Source organism: Enorma phocaeensis, assembly GCF_900186505.1.
In the GTDB taxonomy this organism is placed as follows: Bacteria; Actinomycetota; Coriobacteriia; order Coriobacteriales; family Coriobacteriaceae; genus Enorma; species Enorma phocaeensis.
In genome coordinates, this window is sequence record NZ_LT891968.1 from 96,547 (window position 1) to 120,436 (window position 23,890).

Below are 23,890 nucleotides of genomic sequence, written 5' to 3' on the forward strand. Positions count from 1 at the left end.
CGAACGCAGCTACCTGATCCCGGCGAACGCCCGATGTGGGTAGCCGCTGGTAAAAAACGGGGTGGAAACGCTACATCGCTTCCACCCCGTCATGACCGCTCGTAAACTAGAAGAAGAAGTCGAGGATCATGAGCAACACGGTTCCGATGTGTTCGCCCGTGTTGAAGAGCGAATACAGACCGCCCTCCTCGAGCAGGCCGACGTTAATTCCGACCTGCGTGATGAGCGGGGCAAGCCACGTCGCGGCGTAGAACACGATGATGATGCAGACGATGCCGGCGATGAAAGCACGGAACATGTTGCGCTTTGTTCCGACGACCGGCGCCATCATCATGTAGCTCAGGTTGGTCAAGCCGATGACGGGAAGAACAGCGTTACCGGGAAGCACAACCGCAAGCAGCAGAGAAATCGGGGTCATGACAAGACCGAGAGAGATCATGTCAGGATCACCAACAAGTAGAGCAAAGTCCATGCCGATGCGAAGCTCGCGGCCAGGCATGCGCTTGGTTACGAACTTGCGCACTGCGGCGACGATGGAGGAGAGACCCTCGACCAGGATGGAAATCATGCGAGGCAGAAGAACCATCGCCGCAGCGAGACTCATGCCAGCGGTAAGCGCCTGATCCCAAGAGTACTGAGCGAGCAAAGCTAGAATGATGCCGATAAGCAGGCCGAGAATGGAAGGCTCGCTCATAAACGACAGGCCCTTGGGAAGGTTCCGCAGGTTGAGGTCAATGTTGCGCACACCGGGAATATGGTCTATGACCCAGTCGATTCCCTGGACGATTGGGACGAGAACCGGGAACGCCATCGTGCAGAAGGAAAGGCCACGATACTGCTCACCACACACCTCACAAATAATGTCCTGGTTGCGGTCGGCAAGCAGTAGGTTGCAGACAGAGTACACGACGCCGATTGCGATACCAATTGCCATATTGCCGGTTATAACAGTCGCCATCGAGCCGATGAACAGATAGTGCCAGAAGTTCCAAAGGTCCACATTCAGGGTCTTGGTAACCTTGAGCAGGATAAGGATGACGTTCACGATCAACAGCGCGGCAATCATTGCGAGCACGAACACACCATCGGAGAACGCGATAGCGCTCACCACGGGAACGCCCACATCAACGGCCTCGAGACCCAAACCCCAAAGCTCTTGGAGCTTCTCCACGAGCGGAGTCATAGTCTCGGTAATCAGGCCCGTGGTGAGCGAGATACCCTTGAAGCCCACGCCGACGATGATGCCGGCACGAGCAGCGTCCTTGACCTTCATTCCGAAGCAAAGACCCATGATGAAGAGAATCACCGGCATCATGACGAAGGCGCCCAGGCCAACAATCGTCTCAACAAAGTTAAGTACGATGTCCATATACTAACCCCCTTTTCAAGTTTGCTAAATCCGGCACTCGTTTAGGCAGATTTGCTCTTGAGATAATCGACGATCTCGTCGAGAAGCTCGTCGGAGCCGATTCCCGTCAGCAGCGGCACGCCCGAGAATACCTTTGAGTCGCTGGGGTTCTCGAACGAAGTTGTCGCCACCGTTGCGAGAATCACATCTGGCTGATAGCCCTCGATGGTTCCCGTGGCCTCCTGCACGCTGCAGGTACGGATTTGTGCAGGCATGCTGCGCTCCTGCATTCCCACCTGCAGAGTGCGCGCCACCGTCGTGGAGGTTGAGAGACCGGCTCCACAAACACCTAGAATTCGAAATTCCTTCATGAGTGCACGTCCTTTCCGATATGTGTGCCTACTCAACAGCCAACAACGAAGTCTACACTGCCTGGCCCTTCAGGGCACGACGGCGAAGCTCAAGACGGGCATCCTCAGGCAAGCCAATCATGGAATCGGCTTGGTAGGTGAGATAAGCGATTTCGGCGCACTCTTCGACAGTCTCAGCGCCCTTGTATGCCATGGCAAGCGTCGGAGCGCAGGTAATCTGTCCATGATTCTGCATGGTGCAAGCGAGATGCTCCTCGCCAAGGGTCGCAACGACGGTCTCGGCAAGCTCCTTGGAACCAGGAAGCTGGAACGGAGCGCACGGGACGGGAGCAAATGCGCTCGAAGGAGGAACCATAGCAGGAATCTCCTTCTGCATAATCGACATCACCGTCGCGTACATGGAGTGCGTGTGCACGACACCGTTCACGTTCTCGCGAGCGCGAAAGATGGCGGTATGCATCGGAGTCTCTGAAGATGGCTTGAGGTTGCCGTCGATTACCTCGCCCCACAGGGAGACGACCGGCAAATCCTCAGGATCAAGCGTGTCGTAGGGGATGCCACTCGGGGTGATGACAACAGCCTCCTCGCCAGGGACGCGCATAGAAACGTTGCCTGCCGTGCCATGGATGAGGCCGTGCTCGAGGCACTTCACAGCATACTTAAGAACTTCTTCCCGGGTTTCCTGATACAGCATGCGAATTCCTAACCTCTCTCTAGGGTAACAGTGACGTCAAGCACTCGATGGTGGTCCTTTGTTCCGAGCACTTAACTTGTTGCAAGTATAGATTTATTTCTGTGTTTCAAACTAGAAATGTTGGTAATCGCAGATTTTCTTCCGCAAACGGGCAGTATTTCCCGTTAAACGGTTGATACTATCTTTGTTTCACAGATAGGAATGACAAAGGGCCTGATTCATCACCAGGCCCTCATTTTCGGTTTTGTTATGGCTTTCCTCAGTAAATGACCGTAATACCGTGCTCGGCGCAGATATCTTTCCAGCGCTGATCGGGCTCCTTGTCGGTAATCAGATAGTCGATACGGTCGAGCGTGGTCACCTTGACGAATGCAACTTGGCTGAACTTAGTGTGATCAGCAAGGAGAATGACCTTTGCCGCCTGTTCGATAAGCGCGCGCTTGATTTCGGACTCCTCAGGACGGCTATCGAAGACGGCGTTCTCATCGATTCCCATACAGCTGAACAGGAGAGCGTCCACGCGATACCGCTTGATCGCAGATTTCGCCGCTTCCCCTCTCAGAGAAAGCGTTCCGCGGTGAAACTCGCCGCCAGTAGACACAACGGATATCTTCGAGTCCTCAAGCTCCTGAAACGCAACAGTTGAATTGGTCAGAAGCGTGAGATCCGAACGGTCCTTGACCATTTTCACGGCTTCCGCCGTCGTGGTGCTCGAGTCTGCAGCGATGGTACGCATGCCCTCGAGCAGAGGCAATGCGTTTCGAGCAATCGTGCGCTTCTCCGAAACCCGCTGAACGGCACGCTTGTAAAACTGAACGTCTGGAGTTTGCCGCTTCACGGGATTCGGTATGGCGCCGCCATACGTGCGCTTGAGAACGCCGTCGGCCTCCAGCCGCTCGAGATCCCGTCGAATCGTTTCCTCGGTAACACCGAGCTTGGAACTCAGCTCCGAAACGACAACCTTTCCCATCTGAGCAAGCTCATCTTGAATGTACCGACGCCTGTCTTGGGCGGCCATATTCCATACACCTCTTCTGCCTATACTACTGGGATGCGATAGGTGCGAAGGTTAGCCCCATCACACAATCCCTTCTGCCATTATATCCATAAGCTGCGTCTTTTCTTCCAGCGCACTCAAACTGTCGCGTTTTCGATCTCCTCGGCGGTCATCCCCCGAGTATCGATACCAAGAAATGCGATGATGCCCGTCGTGACGATGGCAACGATCGACATCATCGCGAACACCGGCGGCGCCCCCGCGCAAGCGAGCAGATAGGAAACCGCAAACGGCGTAAGTATCCCGCTGACACGTCCGATCGAGTTGGCAAGCCCTGATCCACGCATTCGTACCTCAGTCGGCCAAATCTCCGGAACGTACACGCCCGACGAGAACACCACGTACATCTCAACGACGACCTGAAGTAAAAAGCCAAGAATGCAGATAGTCGTGTAATTCTCCTGAAATGCGAACACCGGCCCCACGATAGCCATGATCAAAAGCAATCCGATACCCATAACCTTACGCGAGCATCTATCCATCAGCTCCATAGCTAAAAACGCACCGGCAGGAGCACCCACCGCCATCACCGTGTACAGCACGAATGACTGGTTGATATCAATGCCCTTGAGAAGCAGGATAGTTGGCAGCCAGGTCATAAGCGTGTAAGCGGTCACGTTCATCGCAATCAGAACGAATGCACCCAAGATTACCCGGCGGAGCAGTATGCCATGGAACAGCTCTCTATAAGGAACTTCCACATGCTGAACATGATGTCGAGATCCCCCATGCCCCTCCTTGACCGGGGGAAGTGCGCTCCCATATTCCTGTTCCACTTCGCTTTCTATACGTCGCATAACGTCTTCGGCCTCACGGCATCTACCTTTCGACTCCAACCAACGTGGGGACTCCGGATAACGAAACCATGCCCAAATCCATACTGCAGTCGATAGGACCGCCGGAATGACGAACATGAGACGCCAGTTCATATCGGCGGTGACGAGCGGCGTCAAAATAGTAGCCAGAAGCGAGGAAATGGGATTACTGCAGTTCCCTAGGAACGAGTTTCTCCCCATCCACGTTCCCCGAGTCGCCGCAGGTACATATTCGGAAAAACCCGCGAACAACGTCACGAGAAGTGCCCCGAGCCCAAATCCCATAATCGCTCTCACCAAGGTTAATATCACGATATTGGGAGAGACCGCCGCGAGATACATCGTGAGTGTGTGCAAGCCGACGAAGAGCAGGTAGCTCTTCCTGCGTCCGATTGCGTCCCCGATCATCCCACCCACGAGCGACCCGAAAAACATCCCAGCCATATACGCGGAGGTGAATACGGCGCTGCTGCCGGTATCGACCCAGCCAATCTCACTGAGCTGCGCGAGCACGAGTCCACTGATGTAGTTGCTCCACGCAAACAAGATTCCCAAGCCGGACATCAAAAAGATCTTCCAGCGCCACCTCGTTGCCGGCAAGCGGTCGAGCCTCGCATCGCACTCCGGTTCGTACGCTTCCCCTGCCTCCATTTTTCGATCGTTATCCTGCACGCGAACCCTTCCTTCCGAACCGACCGGCACCGTAAACCGTCCTGTCGCGCTTAACACGTAGGGCCGCCATGCACGTTTCCCCCGCGCATGACGGCCCGCATCCAAGACTCTCTGCCTTACTAGACGTCGAGCTTCTCGGCCTGAGCGCGCATCCAGTCCGCATCTTCCTTTGTAAGCCCGATTTCGGCGGCACGGATGTTCTCAACCACCTGCTCGGGCGTAGTAGAACCGCTGAGGATCGATATAAAGTCGCCCTGAGCGAGCACCCATGCAAGCGCAAGCGTCGGAATACCGCACTCGTACTTCTCGCATAGCGGCTTCCATGACTCGAGCATGTCAATAACACGTTCGAGATTGCCGGGCTGCCACCACTTCTTGTTCGCGCGGGCGCCGGTGGGTACATATCCCCTCTCGATAGTCCCGGTCAGAAGTCCCTGCTCAAGCGGCGAATAGGCCTGTAGAACGATGTTGTTCTCCCGACAGAGCTCAAACAGTTCGTCCTCAACAGCACGGTCCATCAAGCTGTACTTCGCTTGGACGATATCAAGCTCGCCACAACGCAGGTACTCTTTGATGTGATCCGTCGTAACATTCGCAGCACCAATTGCGCGGATCTTGCCCCGACGCTTGAGATCGAGCAATACCTCCATCGTCTCCTCGATCGGCGTAAAGAACGGCTCTACAGCTTGCCAATGCGTCATATAAATATCGACATAATCCGTCCCCAAGCGTTCGAGGCTCGCTTCAATCTCCTCCCGCACCGATTCCGGGGAAAGATTTTTGTAAAGTTGACGGTCGCCGACCTTGTTGAACAGACTTCCCTTGCGGTCCCACACGATGCCGCACTTCGTCTCGAGGACGACATCCTCGCGATTAAGGCCCTTGAGCGCCTTGCCAACGATTACCTCGCTGTTGCCGAAATTATATCCGGGCGCCGTATCAATCAGATTGATACCGACCTCTTGGGCTTTATGGATCGTATCGATGCAGACCTGCGTATCCAGATCCCCATTCCACGCGGGACCACCACCGATAGCCCACGTACCGAGCCCGATTTTAGAAATCTCGATGCCAGTATCTCCGAGCTTGACCATATTCATGTGAGGAACCTTCCCTCCGGTCGTTCTCCTCTTCTGGACCACCATCCCCATCATACGCGATAATTCTTTGTTTGCAACAATATTTCTGTGTTTCACAGATTATATTTCTTCATCGCAGCTTGTCCCTCGATGAAATCGCGGGCAGCTGGACAGTCCTTTGTTCTGGACGCGGAATCTTCTGCGCAGAAGCCGATCTGAAACGAAAAAGGTCCCGGCACCCAAGGATGCCGGGACCTTTTCCAATTTGACGCGTTACACGCCGTATGGGGAAATCGCTAGTACAGCTTCGCACCTGCGGGGATACGGTCATCGACCATGAGGAGGTTCAGGCGCTCCTCGGCATCATCGCCCTCGCCCTCCGCATGAACGGCGCTGATGAGCATGCCACAGGAGTCGACGCCCATCATCTTGCGGGGCGGGAGGTTCGTGATGGCGATGCACGTCTTGCCAATGAGGTCCTCGGGCTCGTAGTACATGCTGATACCAGAGAGGATGGTGCGGTCGGTACCCGAGCCGTCGTCGAGCGTGAACTGCAGCAGCTTCTTGCTCTTGGGCACCGCGAAGCAATCCTTAATCTTGACAGCACGGAAGTCGGAACGGCTGAAGGTATCGAAGTCGACGTCGTCTGCAAAGAGCGGCTCGACCTTTACCTTGGAGAAATCGATCGTCGGGATCTTATTGTGAGCGACCTTGATGATGTCGGCGTCATCAACCGGCGAAGCGTCGACCTCGGAGACAGTCTCCCCGGCACCCCCCTGCTTGGCGCGACCGGCACTCTTCTCCGGACGCATGTGCGGGAAAAGCAGCACGTCGCGGATGGAAGCGGAATCGGTGAGCAGCATGACCACACGGTCGATCCCGATGCCGATGCCGCCCGCCGGCGGCATGCCGTACTCCAGCGCGCGCACATAGTCTTCGTCGTACTCCATAGCCTCGTCGTCGCCGGCGAACTTCTCCTCGACCTGCTTACGGAAGCGCTCCGCCTGATCAACCGGGTCGTTGAGCTCCGAGAAGGCGTTGGCGTACTCGTACCCTGCGATAACCAGCTCGAAGCGGTGGGTGAGACGCGGGTCGTCCTCGAAGCGCTTGGCGAGCGGGCTCACCTCGACCGGATAATCGCAGACGAACGTGGGGTTCACGATGGAATCCTCGCCGCGCTCGTCGTAGATCTCGGCGATGAGCTTGCCCGGACCCCACTCGGGTTTGACCTCGATGCCGCACTCGGCAGCGGCGGCGCGGAGCTCCTCGATCGGGGTATCGAGCGAAAGCTCACGGCCCATAACTTCGGAGACGATCTCGGTCATGGGTCGCGACGGCCAGGTGCCGGAAAGATCGATGGTCTGCCCCTGATACTCGATCTGCTCACCGTTGCCGATCGCGGCATTAGCGGCCTTGATCACGCCCTCGGCGAGCTCCTTCATACCCTCCAAGTCGCTGTAAGCGCGGTAGGCCTCCATGGTGGTGAACTCGGGGTTGTGGGTCTGGTCCATGCCCTCGTTGCGGAAGATGCGCCCGATCTCGTACACGCGCTCGTAGCCGCCCACGAGCAGACGCTTCAAATGCAGCTCGGTGGCGATGCGCAGGTAGTTCTCCTGGTTGAGCGCGTTGAAGTGCGTGATGAAGGGCTTCGCGGTGGCACCGCCCTGAATGGTCTGCAGAATCGGCGTCTCGACCTCCATGTAGGCGTTGTCCTCCATGTAGCGGCGGAACGCCGAGATGATCGCAGAGCGCTTGGCGAAGGTCGCGCGCACGTCGTCGTTCATGATGAGGTCCACGTAACGCTGGCGGTAGCGGGTCTCCTTGTCGGAAAGACCGTGGAACTTCTCGGGCAGGGGGCGCACGCTCTTGGTGAGAAGCGTGAGGCGCTTAGGCGCGATGGAGAGCTGGCCGCGCTTGGTGCGCACGACGAGGCCCTCGGCCTGAACGATATCGCCGAGATCGAGCTCCTGAAGCAGTGCCCAATCCTCATCGCGCATCTCGTTGATGCGGCAGAACAGCTGGATCTCGCCGCTCGGATCGCGAACCACCACGAAAGCGATCTTGCCCTGGCCGCGCTTGGCCATGATGCGGCCACCGACGCACACCATGTCCTCGGTATCCTCGCCGGCGGCGAGCTCGGCATAGCGCGCCTCGATATCGGCAATATGATCGCGCACGTCGGAATGCTCGGGGTACGGGTCATTGCCCGCAGCGATCATAGCCTCGCGCTTCGCCAAGCGATGCGCGCGCTCGTCGTTCAGCGTTTCGGGTACCGGCTGGGTGCCCTCACGGGTCTCGGTCTCTTGCTGAGGCATCAAAGCTCCTTCTCTGGGAGGCGAATACGTAACGAAAAAAGCTCCCTCGGGCCCGGAGGACCCCAGGGAGCGAACATAACGCCGATGCGCTCGACCTGGGGCCTAGCGCGTGATCTTGGTGATGGTGTAGACGCGGGACTTACCGGAAGGCGTCACGACCTCGACGGTCTCGCCCTCGCTATGGCCGATGATGGCCTTGCCCACCGGCGACTCGTTGGAGATCTTGTGCGCCAGCGAATCGGTCTCGGTCGTACCGACGAGCGTCACCTCGGTGGCGACGCCGTCGCCGTCGACGAGCGTCACGATGCAGCCGATGGAGACCGTGCGCACGTGATCGACGGACTCGGCGTCCTTGGCGTTCGCAAGGATCGACTGGATCTCGGTGATGCGGGCGGCGTTTTTAGCCTGCTCTTCCTTGGCGTCGTCGTACTCGGAGTTCTCCGAGAGGTCGCCGAAGTCGCGCGCGGTCTTGATGCGCTCGACGATCTGCTTCGAGAGCTCGCCCTCGCGCCACTCAAGCTCCTCGATGAGGTCTTGGCGACCCTTGGCTGTCAGTACGATATCGCTCGTATCCATTCAGAAGACTCCTTGCCTTGCGTCTGTTCCAACTAATGTAACCAAAACGACCGGCACCCGCAGGGGAAACCGGCCGTTGCTTGCACTCGCGCGGGACCGGGCCCTACTCGGAGATGGGACCCTCGCTCTCGGAGTCCTCTTCCTTCTTCTTCTTGGCCTCGGCAAGCTTCTCCTCGAGCTCGCGGATCTCGCGATCCTCCTCGCTCTCCTCCACGACCTCCTCAGAAGCGGTCTCGTCGCCCTGCATGCCCTCGCGCAGGTTCTTCACCGTGGAACCAAGCGCCTTGCCCAGCTTGGGGAGCTGCTTGGGCCCGAAGATGACGAGCACGGCGATCAGGATAACTACCCATTCAAAACCTTTGGGGATCATACGGTTCCTCCCAGATATATGCCAAAACGAGCTCGAACGAGTATACCGCGCCTGCAAGGCGCGAACAACCTCGGTATATTTTACACACGGCCCAACACATACGCGATATGCGCATGTGAACCGGCATAAACTACAGAAGGTGGCGATGCGATTCGTCATCGGCTCGTAATCACTCGGTAAAGTTACCATGGGGTCCGTCGGCGCTCGGCCGCCAGACGAACTGAGCCACGAGCGCAAGCGGCGGTATAGGCGGACCCAAGAACAGGAAACGGAGCATGGCGATGGCACGGGATAGAAAGCGCCTCATAGCAGACGCGTTCATCGATCTCTGCGAGACGATGGGAGTCGAGAAGGCCACCGTCACGGCTCTTATAGAGCGCTGCGGCATCTCGCGCCAGACGTTCTACTATCATTTCCAGAACATCGGCGATGTGGTCACGTGGACGCTTGGGCAGCTCTTTGGCGAGGTGCTCATGAAAGGCCTCGCAATGGACCGCGTCCATGATGCGCTGCGCTACTTCATAGCGGTGGTGACCGAGAACCTCCCCTTTATCGAGCTGCTCCTCTCTTCGCGCTGGCATAACGAGGTCGAAGCGATCATGGTGCGCGGTGTCCACACCTACCTGGTCGAGCTGGTGCGCGTCCGCTATCCCTCCCTGGGCCTTTCTGTCCCGGACCTCGATGCCGCGCTCACCCTCTACTCCCACGGCATCGTGGGGCTTCTGCTCGATCGCTGCGCCGATCCCGCCCTCGACCGAGAGCTTCTTGTCGACCAGATCATCCGCATCATCAGCGACACGCTGCTCAACGTCGAGGTGACGGGCACAACCTCCCTATAGCGCCGCGACCAGGAGCGGGATCGTGGCGATGGACCCTACCACCGAGAGGAACGTCGTCTGGATCATGGGCTTCATGTCCACACCGTACTGCAGGCAATACAGGGTTCCGTTTGTCGCCACCGGCATGCCCACCCCAATGACCACCACCGCGACCACGGTCGGATCGATCCCGAGCGCGTGCAGCAGCACGGCCGCGGCGAGGGGAATCGCCAAGAGCCTGCACGCCGCCGCGAGGTAGGCGCGCGGGTTGCCGAACATGGCGGAAAGGTCGTAACGGGCGAGCGACGAACCGATGATGAGCAAGGCGGCAGGCGTGGTCAGCTGGCCCACGATATCCAGAGCGCCGCCCACGATGCCGAGGTCGTTCACCCCGGCAAGCACCAGTACGAGGGTGAACATGCTCGCGATAAGGGTGGGCGACTTGAGGCTTCCCGCACATGAGCGCAGATAGCGCCGCCAGCCGCCACGGGCGCTGAACAGCGAGACTCCCACGGAGAACATCAACAGATTAGCAGGGATGCTCACGATGGCGAGCAGCAGTACCGCCTGGCCGCCGAGCACGGCAGATACCACCGGGAAGCCCATAAAGCTGCAGTTGCCAAAGGCGATCATGTAACGATAGGCCCCCGCCACATCGGCCGGGGCGCGCATGGCCGCCGTCGCTGCAAAGCCCACGACGAGCGCAAGCAGGTTGGCGAACGCCGATGCTGCCAGCACGACAGCGATGGTCCGCGCATCGGGCAGCTCGTCCACGGAGCCCACGGAGGCGATGATGAGGCAGGGCAGCGCGACCTCGAGCACGATCCTCGAGAGGTTGTGATCGACCTCGTCGTTCATGATGCCCGCTTTGTGGACCGCATAGCCGAGCGCAATCGGCAGCGAGAGCATCGCCATCTGCGAAGCGATGTAGAGCACGTCCATCGGACGGTGCGCCCTCCTTATCATGCGCCCGTGCAGGCAAGCGACAGGTGATGCCGCCATGGACCCGCGCAGACGCTGCAAAGCGATGGGGCGGCGCCGTGTTCCGGCACCGCCCCGTGGGAAGCCGTTACATCACGAGCATGAGCACCGTGAGGACGACCGCGGTAACCAACGTGAGCGCCACGAAGAACTTAAGCGTGAGCTTGAGGAACGAGGTGTAGCTGGTATGCGCGAGTTCCAGGCCGGACACGATGACGCCGTTGGTCGGCGTGATCATGGCCACCACGCCGTGGGCGGCGACGTAGATCATGATCATGATGTCAGGCGAGAAGCCGAGGTTGTCGGCGAGCGGACCCATGATGGGCATGGAGACGGTCGCCATGCCGGAGCTGGACGGGATGAGGAAGGACAGCACGAAGTAGAGCGCGTAGCTCGCCGGCGCGAAGACCACGGCAGACACACCGCGCAGCGCGTCGGCTGCGGCGTTCAGCACGAAGACATCCAGGCCGGTCTCGGACATGAGCACCGAGATGGCGCGCGCGACGGCGATGACGAGCGCGGTCGAGATCATGGTGGAGCAGCCGTCGATGAAAGTGTTCACGATCTCCTTCTCGGAGAGGCCGCCCACGATACCGATCACGATGGAGATGACAAAGAACCAGATGCCGCACTCGGTGAAGTACCACTGGCCGAGCGGCAAACCGGTGAGGATCGCGCTCCACGCGGTGGAGGGATCATCGGCGGTACCGCCGATAGCGAAGAACGTGATGCCGAAGCTCTCCCACGGAATGAACGACACGATCATGACCAGGAAGGAGAGGGCGAAGAGAGCCAGCACGAACTTCTGCTTACCGGTAAGGACGGCGTTCTTGAGGCTCGATGCCTGCTCGTCCTCGAGCATCTTGGTCTCGTCGGCATAAGCGGCGTCCATGTTCGCGAGCTCCTCGCTCGTCATGGCCGAGGCAGCGCGATCGGCCTTCACGCGCTTGGCGTAGCGCATCACAAAGGCGATGCCCATCGCCTCGGAGATGACGAAGAGCAAAAAGCCCACGCCGATGAGCGTTCCCTGGTTGACGGCGATGCCCATGTCGGTGAGCGCCGAGGACGCGATGGCGATCGAGAACGGGTTCACCGTGGAGCCAAGGGTACCGAGACCGGCGCCGAGCAGCACGATGAGGGCACCGACCATGGAGTCGAAGCCCATGGCGAAGGTCACCGAGGCAAGCAAGATGTAGAAGGGGATGGTCTCCTCCATCATGCCGTAGGTTGACCCGCAGATGCCGAAGGCGATCATGAGCACGGGGATGAGCAGCGTATCGCGGTCACCGAGCGCGCGAACGAGCGTGGCGATACCGGTATCGAGAGCACCGGTCTTGTTGACCATCGCCAGGAAACCGCCGAGCACGATCACGAACAGGCAGACGTCGATCGCGTTCTTGAAGCCGCTAAACGGGGCCTGCATGACCTGCGCCAACGTGGCACCGGTGACGTCGGGCGTGAACGCCGCGACGATCCAGGTGCAGATCGCGACGAAGATCAGGCATCCCAGAAGGATGGTGAACGAGGTCGGCATGCCCCGTTTCTTCTTTTGCTTGGTAGCCTCTGCCATAGGTTCCTCCTCATGTTTGACAGATGTAAACCACACACGGCGCGCGGACGCGCCGCCTTGCCCGATTGATGGGGCCGCCGGAACGGTCCCAGAAGCCAGCTGGGGGCGGGCGGAGGCCGTCGGCCACCACGCGCGGCGCCTCCGCCCCACGCACCCCTGGAATATCCGCCGCGGGGGGATCCGGTGCTAGCCGGCGCGGCGCTCGAGGAACTCGATGGCGCTGTTCGCGAGGAGCGCGGTGCCCTTCCAGAACACGGACTCGTCAAAGTCCACGTTAGGATGGTGCATTCCGCAGCCCTCATGGCCGGGCAGCGTGCCCGTGCCTAGAATGAAGTAGGTCGTAGGCGCCACCTGCGAAAGGATGGCAAGGTCGTCGGTACCGGAGAACGGAGCCTCGAGCTCGCGGACCGGCTCGTCGAACAGCTCGTCGGCATAGCCCACGAGCTCACTGGTGAGCTCGGGATCGTTGTAGGTGTTGGGAACACCGCGCAAGAACGCTACCTCGGCCTCGCCGCCGAAAGCCTCCGCGATACCGTGCACCATGCGCGCCGCATGCTCCTTGAAGCCCTGACGCACATCGGCATCCTGCGTGCGCAGGGTGCCGAGCATGTGCGCGTCCTCGGGAATGACGTTCGCGGCACGGCCGCTCTCGATCTTGCCGAACGTGGCGACGACGGTCTGAGTGGGGTCGACCTCGCGCGAGATCAGATTTTGGAAGCCCTGGTAGATATGGCAAGCGATATTGATGGGGTCGATACCCTGATGGGGCGTGGAGCCGTGGGCACCGCATCCCTTGATCTTGACCTCGATGTCGTCGATGGACGAGAAGATGGTCCCCGGACGGGTGTAGATCTCGCCGGCACCGAACTCGAGCGCCTGCACATGCAAGGCGGTCACTGCGTCGACGTGCGGATTCTCGAGCACGCCCGCCGCGAGCACGGCGTCGCCGCCGCAGATGTCAACCGGGGCGCAACCCTCCTCGTCGGGCTGGAACAAGAGCTTCACGCATCCCTTCAGCTCAGCCTCATGGGCCTTGAGGACCGCGGCGGCTCCCAACAGCATGGCGGTATGCGTGTCGTGGCCGCACGCGTGCATGTTCCCGTTCGTAGACGCGAACGGCAACCCGGTGATCTCGTCTACCGGCAGGGCATCCATATCGGCACGCAGCATCACGCACGGGCCAGCCGCCGGGTCGCCGATCTGCGTGAGCAGGCCGCCCTCGCAGGGCACCGTCACCTCATAGCCCATCTCCTCGAGGCGGCCGCGCACGTAGGCGCACGTCTCGGTAAGGTCGAATCCAAGTTCCGGGTGCTGGTGCAGCCACCTGCGGTCGGCCACGATCTGCTCCTGCAGCGCACGTGCCTCTTCGACAACCTGCTTCATGCCTACTCCTATCATCGATCCGCCTGCTTGACGTGGCGGGCTTTACCATGGAACGATAGTATGCGTCGCACCGCCGGCAGCGCGGCGGCACCGGAAAAGTCGCCCGATTTCACCCGGCGCACGCGATGGCAAACGGTTCGATCCGGCCCGTAAACGGTACTCACCCCTTTGGGGTGATGGGAGGATGAGATGACGAACGAGCAGGTACAACGCGTAGTACCCTTGTCTTCTGCGGTGGCTCAGGTCGCACTCGTCTCGCTCATCATGCTCATGCACAACAGCGTGATGCTGCCCGCCGTACCCACCTTCGACGTCAACGTGAGCGTCTTCGTCTCGGGTTTGCTCTACGTTCCCATCGCCGTCATCGCCCACCATCGGCCGCGCCTGCTCTCGCTCGCCTTCTGCTCCAGCACCGCCCTCTTCTGCAGCTTTCTGGGGGCCCTGCTATGGGACGTCGTGCTGACCCGCCCCTATGACGCGACCCTCTTCCTCATCGCCGACACCCTCCTCAACGCTGGTCGCGCCTGGGGGACGCTGCTCGCCGCGCTCGCGCTCTCGCGCATCCCCTCCGGCGAGCGCTCCATGATCGGTGCCCTCGCGGGCATAGCCTGCTCCTACGCGCTCTGGCCGCTGCTCGAGGCCTCCGCAGCCGCGGCGCCCGTCATCTTCGCATCCCTCTTCCTCGGCCTGCTCATCGTCATCGGAAGCCTGCAGCAGCGCGATCTGTTCGCTCTCATCAACACCACGGAAAGCCCCCGTGAGCTCGCCTCGACCAACCCGTATTCGTTCGTTCCCCTCTCCAGCAAGCTGTTCGTTTGCATCGCTTTGTTCGAGACCACCTTCGGCTACGCCACGTCGGTGCGCTTCGGCTCCATCGCAAGCTGGCAGTACGCGCTCATCGCCATCATCTTCGGCACATTGATCGCGCTCTGGAGCCGGGCGCGGCGCCACGTGTTCGACGAGGACGCCGCCTTCCGCCTGAGCACGCTCGTCGTAGTCACGGGGTTCCTGCTCACGCCCGCGACATCCATCTCGCAGGACATCACCTCGACCGTCATAGAATGCGGCTCGCAGTGCTTCTACGCCCTCATGTTCTCGATTCTGGCGAGCGTCGCGCGACGCAACCCCGCAGGCGCACTCGCAACCATACCCTTGGGTTTCGCGGTATCCTCGTGCTGCTCGGTCGTGGGGTTCAGCATCGCGCAGGCGGGCATCGACATGCAAGCAGCAGGCGTACCCGATGCCCTGCTCATCCTTAGCGCGGCGATGGCGCTCGCGCTGTTCTGCTTCGTGTGGATCGGGCTCGGCGATTTCAGGTTCGTGAAGTTCTTCGGCGAGATCGTCCCGGCAGAAGCACCTGAGCGCCCATCCGAGCAGGCCAAGCCTGATACCCCTGATTTCGACGCCACTATAGACACCCTCGCCGACACCCACGGCCTCACCGCCCGCGAACGCGAGATCGCCGGTCTGCTCGCACGCGGGCACAGCGGGAGGTCCATCGAGGAGCGACTCATCATCTCCAATAACACCGTCAAAACGCACACGCGCCATATCTACAAGAAGCTCAACGTGCACAGCCAGCAGGAGCTTATCGACCTCGTAGAGCACCTCGTGAAGGGCTGATTGCCCCCGGGCATATCGCAGTCTAAAAGTAGAAGAGGTCCTCGAACTTTTCGGGTTATAGGACAAAAAGTGTGTAAGCACTAATCCCAGTCCATCCGGTAGGGTTCGGAGTTATGGAGCTCGGACCAGACGATGGCATCGCCCCATCGCGGAATAGTCCCCTCCAGTTTTTGTCGCTCGTCGAGCCGCTCGTAGATGGCGGCGATCGAGCGGTCCGTCGGCATGACGCGCAGGATCTCGGCGGCGGGCAGGGGATCCGGCGAGTGCATATAGCACCACCAGAAGATCGCCTTGATCCTCCTCTCCACGGAGAGACCTCTGTGGTCCCTCAGCATGGCTCTGAGCTGCGCGTTGACCCCTCCTTCGATGCGGTTGTTGGTTGATGGGAGCGGCTCTGCGGAGGCAAGCGCTGGGTCGAGGTAGGTGAAGAGCGTCCCGGCGTTGACGAGCCTGACGAGCGAGCGCCTGGCCTTCACGAGCCGCTCGTGGGTCAGCGCCACCCTGCCGTCCTCCGAGCGCGTGGTCTCCGCCAGAAACCCGGCCCAGCGATCCGACCACGCGAGCAGCGCCTGCACCCAGCCGTCCGCCTCCTTGATGGTGGTGATCGCCAGCAGCGCCCTCGCGAGCCCGTAGAGCTCGACCCCTGCCTGGGTCCTCGGCCTCGTCGTGGTATATCGTCTCACCTGGGAAAAGGCGTGGAAGACGCACCTCTGGTGCCTCGTCTTCGGCCAAGTTTTTCTCAGGGCCTTGGCAAAGCCGTCCCCGCCGTCGGAAACGACGACCTCTGGCGCCGCGATGCGCGACATCAGCGCCGCCCAGGCGCGGCTGTTCTCCGACCTGCATAAATGCCAGCCGAGCGCCTTCTCGTCGTCTGAGGCTATCAGCACGACGGCCTTCCTGCCCAGATGGATCCCGTCCACGTAGACGACCCTGCGAGGCCTCTCCACCTTGGGCGGCATCGGCCAGATCTCCCAGAACCTCCCGCACCTCCTGCGGAACGTCCTGCCGCCTCCCGGCATGTCCGCCTGCCTGGCGCGGGTCAAAAGCCAGCCGAGAAAGCCGTCGAGGAGCTTGGCCGCATTGTCAATCCTCTGGGTCGCGCTCGCGCCGCACGAGGTGCACCTCCACCGCGTCCTGCCCGCGGTCGTCTTGCCATTTTTCGCCATCTTCCTGCCGCATACAGGACAGTGCGGTGCGCCCATAGGGGGCCTCGCTGTCTTTGAGCAACTTGCTAGTCAAAAACAGCATGCTCTGCCTGCAGAAACCCCTGTACTCTTACACACATTCTGTCCAGGTGGGAAGTTGGCACAACGCAACTCGAAAGGCCAAGAACCGGTACGCTACCTGCACTGATAATGCAGGTTCTTACACACTTTTTGTCCTATAAGCAAACTTTTCTTGTCAACAGAGCTGGAGATTGACCCGCATACGCAAACAGGCCAGAGCGGATACCCACTCTGGCCTGCGTCTTTGCAATGGTCGGGTTGACTGGATTTGAACCAGCGACCCCCGCGTCCCGAACGCGGTGCTCTACCAAACTGAGCCACAACCCGAAGCGAAGGATATAGTAGCAGAACACGAGCGCAGATGCTAGCACTCCTTGATGGTTGGACCAGACTTCTCCATCGTTGCTGCGCAAGACCACCAACCGCGCGAACGGGCCGCCGCGGCGATGGCTCGGGCGTCGTCCTGCGTGTCGCACAGCGCGAACGAGCACGACCCCGACCCGGTCACCTGCGCGGCAAGAACCCCAGGCTGCTCGGAGAGCCATGCGACGACCATTTCGATCGCCGGCTCGGCGGCGCATGCCGCAGGCGCGAGGTTGTTGGCGATAAGCGAGGGCACGGCGCCCGCCCCGCCGCGACGGAGCGCCTCGAGCAGTGGCTCGAGCGGCGGCAATGCAACAGGATCCGCGTCGAAGCGCGCATACGCCTCAGCAGCCGTCACGCCGTCTCCCGGAGGCTGCACGAGCACGACGTGCTGTCCCGCGAGCGGCTCGAACAGCTCAGAGAGCACGTCGCCCGCCCCAGCGCAGTATGCAAGCGGACCATGTAGGAAGAACGGCACATCAGCCCCAAGCGAGCGGGCGATCTCCGTGACGCGGCCGTCGGTTTGCGCGATCCCCCAATGCTGGCACAAGCCCACAAGGGCGGCGGCGGCATCGGCGGAAGGTCCGCCCAGGCCGGCGCGCAAGGGGATGCGCTTCTCGACCGTGATACGGAAGTTCGCCGAACGCCCATACGCCTCTTCGAGCATGCGGACGGCACGGTAAACGGAATTCTTCTCTTGGGGTATGTCGATAGCGGGGACCAGCTTGACGGAAAGCTCGTCATCCGCCTCGAAGGTGAGGGTATCTGCCAAGTCAAGCGTCGCCATCACGGAATCGACGCGATGGTAGCCCCGCTCGTCCTTCAGACTATGGACGCCTAGATAGAGGTTGATTTTGGCAGGCGCCGAGACCCGGAAGCTATTAGTGCTCATCGAGCTGATTGCCGAGCGGTGTGAAGATATGCTCGCCGGTTTCGGGATCGAACAGCTCAACGGTACCGGTCAGCACGTCAACGTACTGGTAGCTCTGACGGGACGTGCGCCCACGACGCTCGGAGACCTCAACGATGAAAACGGCGGGATGCACGGTCTTGATGGTGCCCATGCGCTCAACCACGCGGGTGCGGCCCATGTTGGCCTTGACCTTGACCCGGTCGCCGACCATATGGATCAGCTTCTCGTGGATTTCCTCAACGTGATTGACTGCGACCTCTTCCATGTATTCGGCCTCCCGCAGGCGTATGCACCAAAGGGGTAGAGTACCCCTACACTAGACAAACGGATAGAGTTTATCAGAATTGCTCGGCATATGCTAACCCCATCCTCTCTGCGGCGCAGATCGTCCGGCGAACGACCAGCAGCACCGAGGCTGGGGCGCATCGACACGGGCATGGGCTGCATCCTCCTGACGCCATGCCCCTACAGGTCGCAGGTATCGAGCACGATGGTGAAGGGCCCGTCGTTCACAAGTTCGACCTTCATGTCTGCCGCGAACGTCCCCGTCGATACGCGCGGGACGTCCTGGCGTGCGAGGCTCACGAAATACTCGTAGAGCTCGTTGGCGTTCTGGGGGTCTCCTGCAGCCGTGAACGATGGCCTGCGGCCGCGCCGGCAATCGGCATAGAGCGTGAATTGGGAGACCACGAGCACGGAGCCGCCCACGTCGGCAAGCGAACGGTTGGTTTTGCCCTCGTCATCCTCCATAAGGCGCAAGGCGAAGATCTTCCTCCAAAGGCGCTCCGCCTCCGCAGGCGTATCGGTGGCGCCAACGCCCAACAGGATGAGATAGCCCTGGCCGATCTGAGCGGTCACCTTGCCGTCGATCGTAACGCTCGCGCGGGTAACGCGCTGGAGTACCGCCCTCATCGGCAATCCCCGCTCGCAGCGGAGCCATCGGAGCCCGCGAGCGAGCCCTCAGGTGCCCGGAGCTTGGCGCAGAGGTCCTGAAGCGCATGGAACCGGTGGCTGATAGCGTTCTTCTCCTCGGGCATGAGCTCCGCCATGGTCTTGCCCGGCGTATCCTCAGGCAGAAACAGCGGGTCGTACCCAAAGCCAAACGACCCGCGGCCCTCGAAACCGATGGTGCCCTCGCAGAACCCCTCGCCCATCGTAACCGTGCCATCGGGTTCGATGAAAGCGATGGAGCTTACGAATCGCGCGGTGCGCCCCGGTTCAGCCACGCCCTCAAGGGAGCGAAGGAGCTTCGCGTTGTTCGCCGCGTCGTCACCGTGCACGCCGGCATAGCGAGCCGAATACACGCCCGGCTCGCCATCGAGGGCATCGACCATGAGGCCCGAATCGTCGGCAACCGCGGTAAAGCCCGTTTCCTCGACGGCGGCCCGCGCCTTGATCTGAGCGTTCTCAGCAAAGGTGGTTCCCGTCTCATCGGGGTCGTCGAAGTCGCCGAGCTGCGAGAGGGCGACGAACCTCATGCCGGGAAGCGCCGCGGAAAGCATCGTCTCGATCTCCACGAGCTTGTGCGCGTTGCCGGTTGCCACCACGATGGTGCGCGCAGGATCGAGCGCTGCCGGATCGAGCTTCTCAAGTGCCATCTGAATCCCCTACTCGTCGTCGCGAAACGCCGTGACCTCGTTTTGGAGGTCGATGAGCTTGGCGATGCCCTTGTCGCCCAGATCGAGCAACCTGCCCAGGCGCTCGCGGGAGAACGGCATGCGCTCGCCGGTACCCTGGATCTCGACGATCTCGCCGGTATCGGTCGCCACGAGGTTCATGTCGACCTCTGCACGCGAATCCTCGCGGTAATCGAGGTCAAGCAGCTCGCAGCCGTCCACCACGCCCATGGATACCGCTGCAACCTGGCCGGTGAGCGGCAAGCGCGCGATCTTGCCCGCCTCGACCCACGCCATGAGCGCGTCATGAAGCGCAACCCAAGCGCCCGTCACGGAAGCGGTGCGCGTGCCGCCATCCGCTTGGAGCACGTCGCAGTCGACCGTCACCGTATACTCGCCGAGCATGCGCATATTGGTCACCGTGCGCAAGCTCCGACCGATGAGGCGCTCGATCTCCATCGAGCGACCTTTGCGGTTGCCGCGCTCGCGCGCCGTACGACGTCCGGTCGAGGCAGGAAGCATGGCGTACTCCGCCGTCACCCAGCCCGCGCGGCTCGCCTTGCGCCAACCGGGAACCCCCTCCTCGATGGTCGCGGCGCAGAGCACGCGCGTATCGCCGAACTCTACCAAGCAGGAGCCGAGGGCATGCTTCATGACGTCGCGGGTGAGCGCCACCGGACGCATCTCGTCCATTGCGCGACCGCCCGAGCGATCGATCTCGATGTAATCCATAGGTATCCCTTCTTTTAGCGCGGATCTATTCCGCAATCATGCGACGCCGCGGGGCCTGAGGCAGCAGACACGTCGTGCTCCATCGCTGATGGAGCACCCGCTAGCACGGCGCACCGGAGCCGGCATCTCAGCGATACAGCCGCTCCAGCTCGTCGATGCTCACATGCTCGATGCTTTTGAGCGGCTGCCCGAAGATGAAGCTGCCTGCCGCGGCGAATTCCGCGATATTGTCCGACGTCGTCGCAAAACGATGCTGGGGCTGGGCGAGCTCGCCGGCAAGCTGATCGCGGCGCGCGAGGATGTCCTTAAGCTCCCTTGTGGTCTCCTCCGCAGACGATACCACACGAACCTCATCGCCGAGCGCCGCCCGGATGGGACCGGCGAGCAACGGAAAATGCGTGCAGCCGAGCACCACGGTGTCGACATCGCTACCGGTGATGGGAGCGAGCGTGCGCGCCACTTCGGCACGGGTCTCGGGCGTGTCGAAGATATCGCCGTTCTCCAGCCAGCGCTCCTGCAGGTGCGCGCCTGTTGCGAGCTCGCGCTCGACGATCTCGACGAAGCTCGGAGCTGGGCAGCCGTACACATCGACGCCCGCATCGAGGTCCTGGATGGCGCGCGTGTAGGCACCCGATCTAACCGTGAGGTCGGTAGCGAGCACGCCGACCTTGCGTGTGCGCGTGGTGTTTATGGCTGCGCGGGCTCCCGGGGCGATGACCCCGATCACCGGCACCGCAAGCGTTTGCTGCGCGACCTTGAGCGCGGCGGCAGTCGCCGTGTTGCACGCGATGACGATGATCTTGACATCGTGCTTCTCGAGCCAGCGCGCCGCCTGCATGGCGAAGCTGCGCACCTCGTGCTCGGTGCGCGTGCCGTACGGGCAGCGCTTGGTATCGCCCGCATAGAAGATCGACTCGTGGGGCAGAGCCATCGCGATGGACCGCGCCACCGTGAGCCCGCCCAAACCGGAATCGAAAACACCAATGGGCCGTGCATCGCCCTCCGAGGCGGCGCTCACCCCGCCTCCCGCGTCAGCCGTTGTGCACAGCGACATATCCGCCCTCCTTCACAGTTTCAAAACCCGCAAGCTAGTCCTGTGCCTCGAGCAGCGTGCGCATCGCGCGGACCCATCCGTCCACGATCCGCCCGCGCGCAACGCGAACCTCGGGATGCGACGCCAGGAAGTCCTCGGCATCGCTGTTGTGCAGGGCGTTTTCGACCAGCAGGAACATCCCGACGTAATCTGCCATGAGGTAGTCGGAGGTCGCGTCGCCAATGGCGAGCGTTTCAGCCGGATCGATGCCTTTGAGCTCGCAGAACCGCTTGATCGCGCGCCCTTTGTCGAGTCCCTTGGGCATGATGTTGAATGCGCGACCGGGCACGCCTTCGGGGAGCTTGAGCGTCGTGGGCGCCGAGATGTAGTTGAGATAGCCGTTATCCGCCCAGTCAAGATCAAGCCCGCAGCCGTCAAGCAGGGCTCGCGCCTCCTCATCAGGAATCTCACCGCGGAGTCCGACCGTCACCTCACGATACTTGTATCCCGTCGACATGTCGTTGTGGTACTCGAGCAGCCCAGGCCAGCGCCCCACGAATTCGTCGCATACGCCGGTTTGCTCGATAACCTCATGGGGCGTGAGGCCGCAATCGGGATCGTACGCCATATCAGCCGTGAAGTATTCCCACTCGTCCTTGGAGCGATCGAGCATGATGATGCCGCCCATCTCTCCGATGTAGGACTTGAGCCCAAGAAGGCGCGAATCCTCATGAAGCATAGAGCGATTTCGCCCCGAGCAGGGAATGACCTCGATGCCCGCGCGCTTGAGCTCGACGAGCACCGACACGAAGGAAAGGCTGTGCTCGCCGGCCGCGTTCAGGAGCACGCAGGACCCGGGTCCGTACATGGTGCCATCAAGGTCGCTGAAAACGTAGCGCACCTTCGCCAGCCGCTCGCGCAGCTCGCCGGTCGCCACCTCCGGCAAAAAGACGTTTTGCTCAGGCATGTATCCTCCAAAAGCCCCGCGGGACGGCGGCTCCGCCCACTTGTGCCCTTATCATACCGAGCGCCACGGGGCCATGGGGGCACGCGCCCGAAGCGACATTGCATTTCCGTAGGGTTGCGATGCGCTCTGTTAGGCTATACTGTGTACCCACGGGCGATTGGCGCAACGGTTAGCGCAGGTGCTTTACACGCACAAGGCTGGGGGTTCGAATCCCTCATCGCCCACCACTGAGCTGCTAGGCGCTCGGTTCGGCATGTTCGAATCGGGCGCTATTTTTTCGCGAGCACCGTGGGGCACGCGCCCGACCCAACCGCCCCGAGCCGCCTCCACGGTATGAACGCAAACCTTTTGTGGTAGAAGAACCGAATACAACTTGCCGCATCCTGTCTCTGGCGGCGCATGATTGGAGGAACCCATGCACGCAAAAGCCGAGCATTCCGGAAAGACCGCCCTCATCCTAGAAGGCGGCAGCTTCCGCGGCCAGTTCACCGCCGGCGTGCTTGACGTGATGCTCGAGCACGGCATCGAGGTTCCCGTATGCTACGGCGTCTCCGCCGGAGCGCTCAACGGGCTGAATTTCAAATCGCGCCAGATCGGTCGCGTCAACCGCGTCAATCTCGCGTTCTGCAACGACCGGCGCTATATCGGCACCAAGTCGCTTACCGCAACGGGCAGCCTCATCGGTTATGACTTCATGCTCAACGATGTCCAGGACCGGCTCGATCCCTTTGACAACGACGCGTTCCTCGCGAATCCCATGCGCCTGTTCGCCACGATGACGGACATCCTGTTCGGAACTCCCTCCTACCTCGAAGTCAAGAATGCCGTCCTCGATATCGATATCCTTCGCGCCACCACCTCGCTTCCCCTCATAACCCAGCCGGTCTCCATCGACGGCCATCTCTATCTCGACGGCGGCGTGGCGGACTCGGTGCCCATCGAGCACGCGCTCGAAGACGAAGGCTATCGCCGTGCCATCGTCGTGCTTACGCAGCACCGCGGCTACCAGAAGGAACCCTATGAGCTCATGGCTGCCGCACGAGCTCGCTATAGCGAGTATCCCTACCTGCTCGAGGCCCTCGAGACGCGCCACGAGCGCTATAACGAGCAGCGCGAGCACATCTGGGACTACGAACGCGACGGGCGGGCGCTGGTGATCGCACCGCAACGCCCCGTCGAAGTGGGCCATATCGAACGCGACCCGGCCAAGCTGCTTGATCTGTACATCCAGGGGCGCCAAGAAGCAATCCGTCTGCTCGATCGCATTCGGGAGTTCGCCGCTTAGTTTGTTACAAATTCGTAATCTCTCATAATGAGTGCTATTCTTCCGTATCAACAAATAATCGATTCTTCTTTATTCACGATACG

At 60.9% G+C, this 23,890-nt stretch carries 23 protein-coding genes and 2 tRNA genes; 4 read left to right on the top strand and 21 right to left on the bottom strand.

What is annotated here, in order from left to right:
• Positions 1-106: 106 nt before the first annotated feature.
• From C1717_RS00850 to C1717_RS00890, 9 genes are all read right to left on the bottom strand, one after another.
• Positions 107-1,369: a PTS transporter subunit IIC gene (locus C1717_RS00850; protein ID WP_102371378.1), complete on the bottom strand. Its 1,263-nt coding sequence runs from the start codon at positions 1,367-1,369 to the stop codon at positions 107-109.
• A 41-nt stretch (positions 1,370-1,410) separates the two neighbouring features.
• Positions 1,411-1,719 (bottom strand): PTS sugar transporter subunit IIB, encoded by a 309-nt coding sequence (locus tag C1717_RS00855; protein ID WP_102371379.1) that lies wholly within the window; start codon positions 1,717-1,719, stop codon positions 1,411-1,413.
• 52 nt (positions 1,720-1,771) lie between these two features.
• Positions 1,772-2,413, bottom strand: a complete 642-nt coding sequence (locus tag C1717_RS00860) for a class II aldolase/adducin family protein (RefSeq protein WP_102371380.1) — start codon at positions 2,411-2,413, stop codon at positions 1,772-1,774.
• A gap of 259 nt (positions 2,414-2,672) precedes the next feature.
• Positions 2,673-3,431, bottom strand: coding sequence for a DeoR/GlpR family DNA-binding transcription regulator (locus tag C1717_RS00865; RefSeq protein WP_102371381.1), 759 nt, complete (start codon positions 3,429-3,431; stop codon positions 2,673-2,675).
• Between the two features lie 116 nt (positions 3,432-3,547).
• Complete coding sequence (locus C1717_RS00870; protein WP_245859330.1) at positions 3,548-4,957, bottom strand: MFS transporter; 1,410 nt, start codon at positions 4,955-4,957, stop codon at positions 3,548-3,550.
• Between the two features lie 119 nt (positions 4,958-5,076).
• Positions 5,077-6,057, bottom strand: coding sequence for an NADH-dependent methylglyoxal reductase (ydjG, locus tag C1717_RS00875; RefSeq protein ID WP_102371750.1), 981 nt, complete (start codon positions 6,055-6,057; stop codon positions 5,077-5,079).
• A 275-nt stretch (positions 6,058-6,332) separates the two neighbouring features.
• On the bottom strand, positions 6,333-8,351 hold the full coding sequence (gene lysS, locus C1717_RS00880) for a lysine--tRNA ligase (protein ID WP_102371382.1): 2,019 nt from the start codon (positions 8,349-8,351) through the stop codon (positions 6,333-6,335).
• Between the two features lie 102 nt (positions 8,352-8,453).
• A complete protein-coding gene (locus tag C1717_RS00885) occupies positions 8,454-8,927 on the bottom strand; it encodes a GreA/GreB family elongation factor (protein ID WP_102371383.1) in 474 nt (157 codons plus the stop codon).
• Positions 8,928-9,030: 103 nt separating this feature from the next.
• A complete protein-coding gene (locus C1717_RS00890) occupies positions 9,031-9,297 on the bottom strand; it encodes a twin-arginine translocase TatA/TatE family subunit (RefSeq protein WP_180965784.1) in 267 nt (88 codons plus the stop codon).
• Positions 9,298-9,578: 281 nt separating this feature from the next.
• Between C1717_RS00890 and C1717_RS00895 the strand changes: the two genes are divergently transcribed.
• Complete coding sequence (locus tag C1717_RS00895) at positions 9,579-10,136, top strand: TetR family transcriptional regulator (RefSeq protein ID WP_180965785.1); 558 nt, start codon at positions 9,579-9,581, stop codon at positions 10,134-10,136.
• Here the strand turns inward: C1717_RS00895 and C1717_RS00900 are convergent.
• From C1717_RS00900 to C1717_RS00910, 3 genes are all read right to left on the bottom strand, one after another.
• Positions 10,131-11,057: an AEC family transporter gene (locus C1717_RS00900; RefSeq protein ID WP_102371385.1), complete on the bottom strand. Its 927-nt coding sequence runs from the start codon at positions 11,055-11,057 to the stop codon at positions 10,131-10,133. The genes C1717_RS00895 and C1717_RS00900 overlap by 6 nt on opposite strands.
• A gap of 127 nt (positions 11,058-11,184) precedes the next feature.
• Positions 11,185-12,666, bottom strand: a complete 1,482-nt coding sequence (locus C1717_RS00905; protein ID WP_102371386.1) for a YfcC family protein — start codon at positions 12,664-12,666, stop codon at positions 11,185-11,187.
• Positions 12,667-12,852: 186 nt separating this feature from the next.
• Positions 12,853-14,049 carry a M20 metallopeptidase family protein gene (locus C1717_RS00910; protein ID WP_102371387.1) on the bottom strand — a complete coding sequence of 399 codons (1,197 nt, stop codon included), beginning with the start codon at positions 14,047-14,049 and terminating at the stop codon, positions 12,853-12,855.
• 189 nt (positions 14,050-14,238) lie between these two features.
• Here C1717_RS00910 and C1717_RS00915 point away from each other — a divergent pair, with 189 nt between their 5' ends.
• Positions 14,239-15,672, top strand: coding sequence for a helix-turn-helix transcriptional regulator (locus C1717_RS00915; protein ID WP_102371388.1), 1,434 nt, complete (start codon positions 14,239-14,241; stop codon positions 15,670-15,672).
• Between the two features lie 80 nt (positions 15,673-15,752).
• Here the strand turns inward: C1717_RS00915 and C1717_RS00920 are convergent, their stop codons facing one another.
• The 9 genes from C1717_RS00920 to C1717_RS00960 all read right to left on the bottom strand — a co-directional run bounded on the left by C1717_RS00920 (position 15,753) and on the right by C1717_RS00960 (position 22,522).
• The gene (locus C1717_RS00920; RefSeq protein WP_102371389.1) at positions 15,753-16,874 is read right to left on the bottom strand and encodes an IS1249 family transposase; all 1,122 of its coding nucleotides are present in this window, start codon (positions 16,872-16,874) and stop codon (positions 15,753-15,755) included.
• A gap of 274 nt (positions 16,875-17,148) precedes the next feature.
• Positions 17,149-17,225 (bottom strand) — tRNA-Pro (locus C1717_RS00925).
• 37 nt (positions 17,226-17,262) lie between these two features.
• Positions 17,263-18,153 (bottom strand): 4-(cytidine 5'-diphospho)-2-C-methyl-D-erythritol kinase, encoded by an 891-nt coding sequence (gene ispE, locus C1717_RS00930; protein WP_102371390.1) that lies wholly within the window; start codon positions 18,151-18,153, stop codon positions 17,263-17,265.
• Positions 18,143-18,439, bottom strand: coding sequence for a Veg family protein (locus C1717_RS00935; RefSeq protein WP_102371391.1), 297 nt, complete (start codon positions 18,437-18,439; stop codon positions 18,143-18,145). Before C1717_RS00935 ends, ispE begins: the two co-directional genes overlap by 11 nt.
• A gap of 200 nt (positions 18,440-18,639) precedes the next feature.
• The gene (gene dtd / locus C1717_RS00940; RefSeq protein ID WP_102371392.1) at positions 18,640-19,086 is read right to left on the bottom strand and encodes a D-aminoacyl-tRNA deacylase; all 447 of its coding nucleotides are present in this window, start codon (positions 19,084-19,086) and stop codon (positions 18,640-18,642) included.
• Positions 19,083-19,772 (bottom strand): RdgB/HAM1 family non-canonical purine NTP pyrophosphatase, encoded by a 690-nt coding sequence (gene rdgB / locus C1717_RS00945; protein WP_102371393.1) that lies wholly within the window; start codon positions 19,770-19,772, stop codon positions 19,083-19,085. Before rdgB ends, dtd begins: the two co-directional genes overlap by 4 nt.
• 9 nt (positions 19,773-19,781) lie before the next feature.
• Positions 19,782-20,522, bottom strand: a complete 741-nt coding sequence (gene rph / locus C1717_RS00950) for a ribonuclease PH (RefSeq protein WP_102371394.1) — start codon at positions 20,520-20,522, stop codon at positions 19,782-19,784.
• Between the two features lie 127 nt (positions 20,523-20,649).
• Complete coding sequence (gene murI / locus C1717_RS00955; protein ID WP_102371395.1) at positions 20,650-21,576, bottom strand: glutamate racemase; 927 nt, start codon at positions 21,574-21,576, stop codon at positions 20,650-20,652.
• Positions 21,577-21,610: 34 nt separating this feature from the next.
• The gene (locus C1717_RS00960; RefSeq protein ID WP_102371396.1) at positions 21,611-22,522 is read right to left on the bottom strand and encodes an HAD family hydrolase; all 912 of its coding nucleotides are present in this window, start codon (positions 22,520-22,522) and stop codon (positions 21,611-21,613) included.
• A gap of 151 nt (positions 22,523-22,673) precedes the next feature.
• On the opposite strand from C1717_RS00960, the gene C1717_RS00965 reads away from it, so the two are divergent.
• Positions 22,674-22,749 (top strand) — tRNA-Val (locus C1717_RS00965).
• Positions 22,750-22,937: 188 nt separating this feature from the next.
• A complete protein-coding gene (locus C1717_RS00970; protein WP_102371397.1) occupies positions 22,938-23,807 on the top strand; it encodes a patatin-like phospholipase family protein in 870 nt (289 codons plus the stop codon).
• The last annotated feature ends 83 nt before the right edge of the window (positions 23,808-23,890 follow it).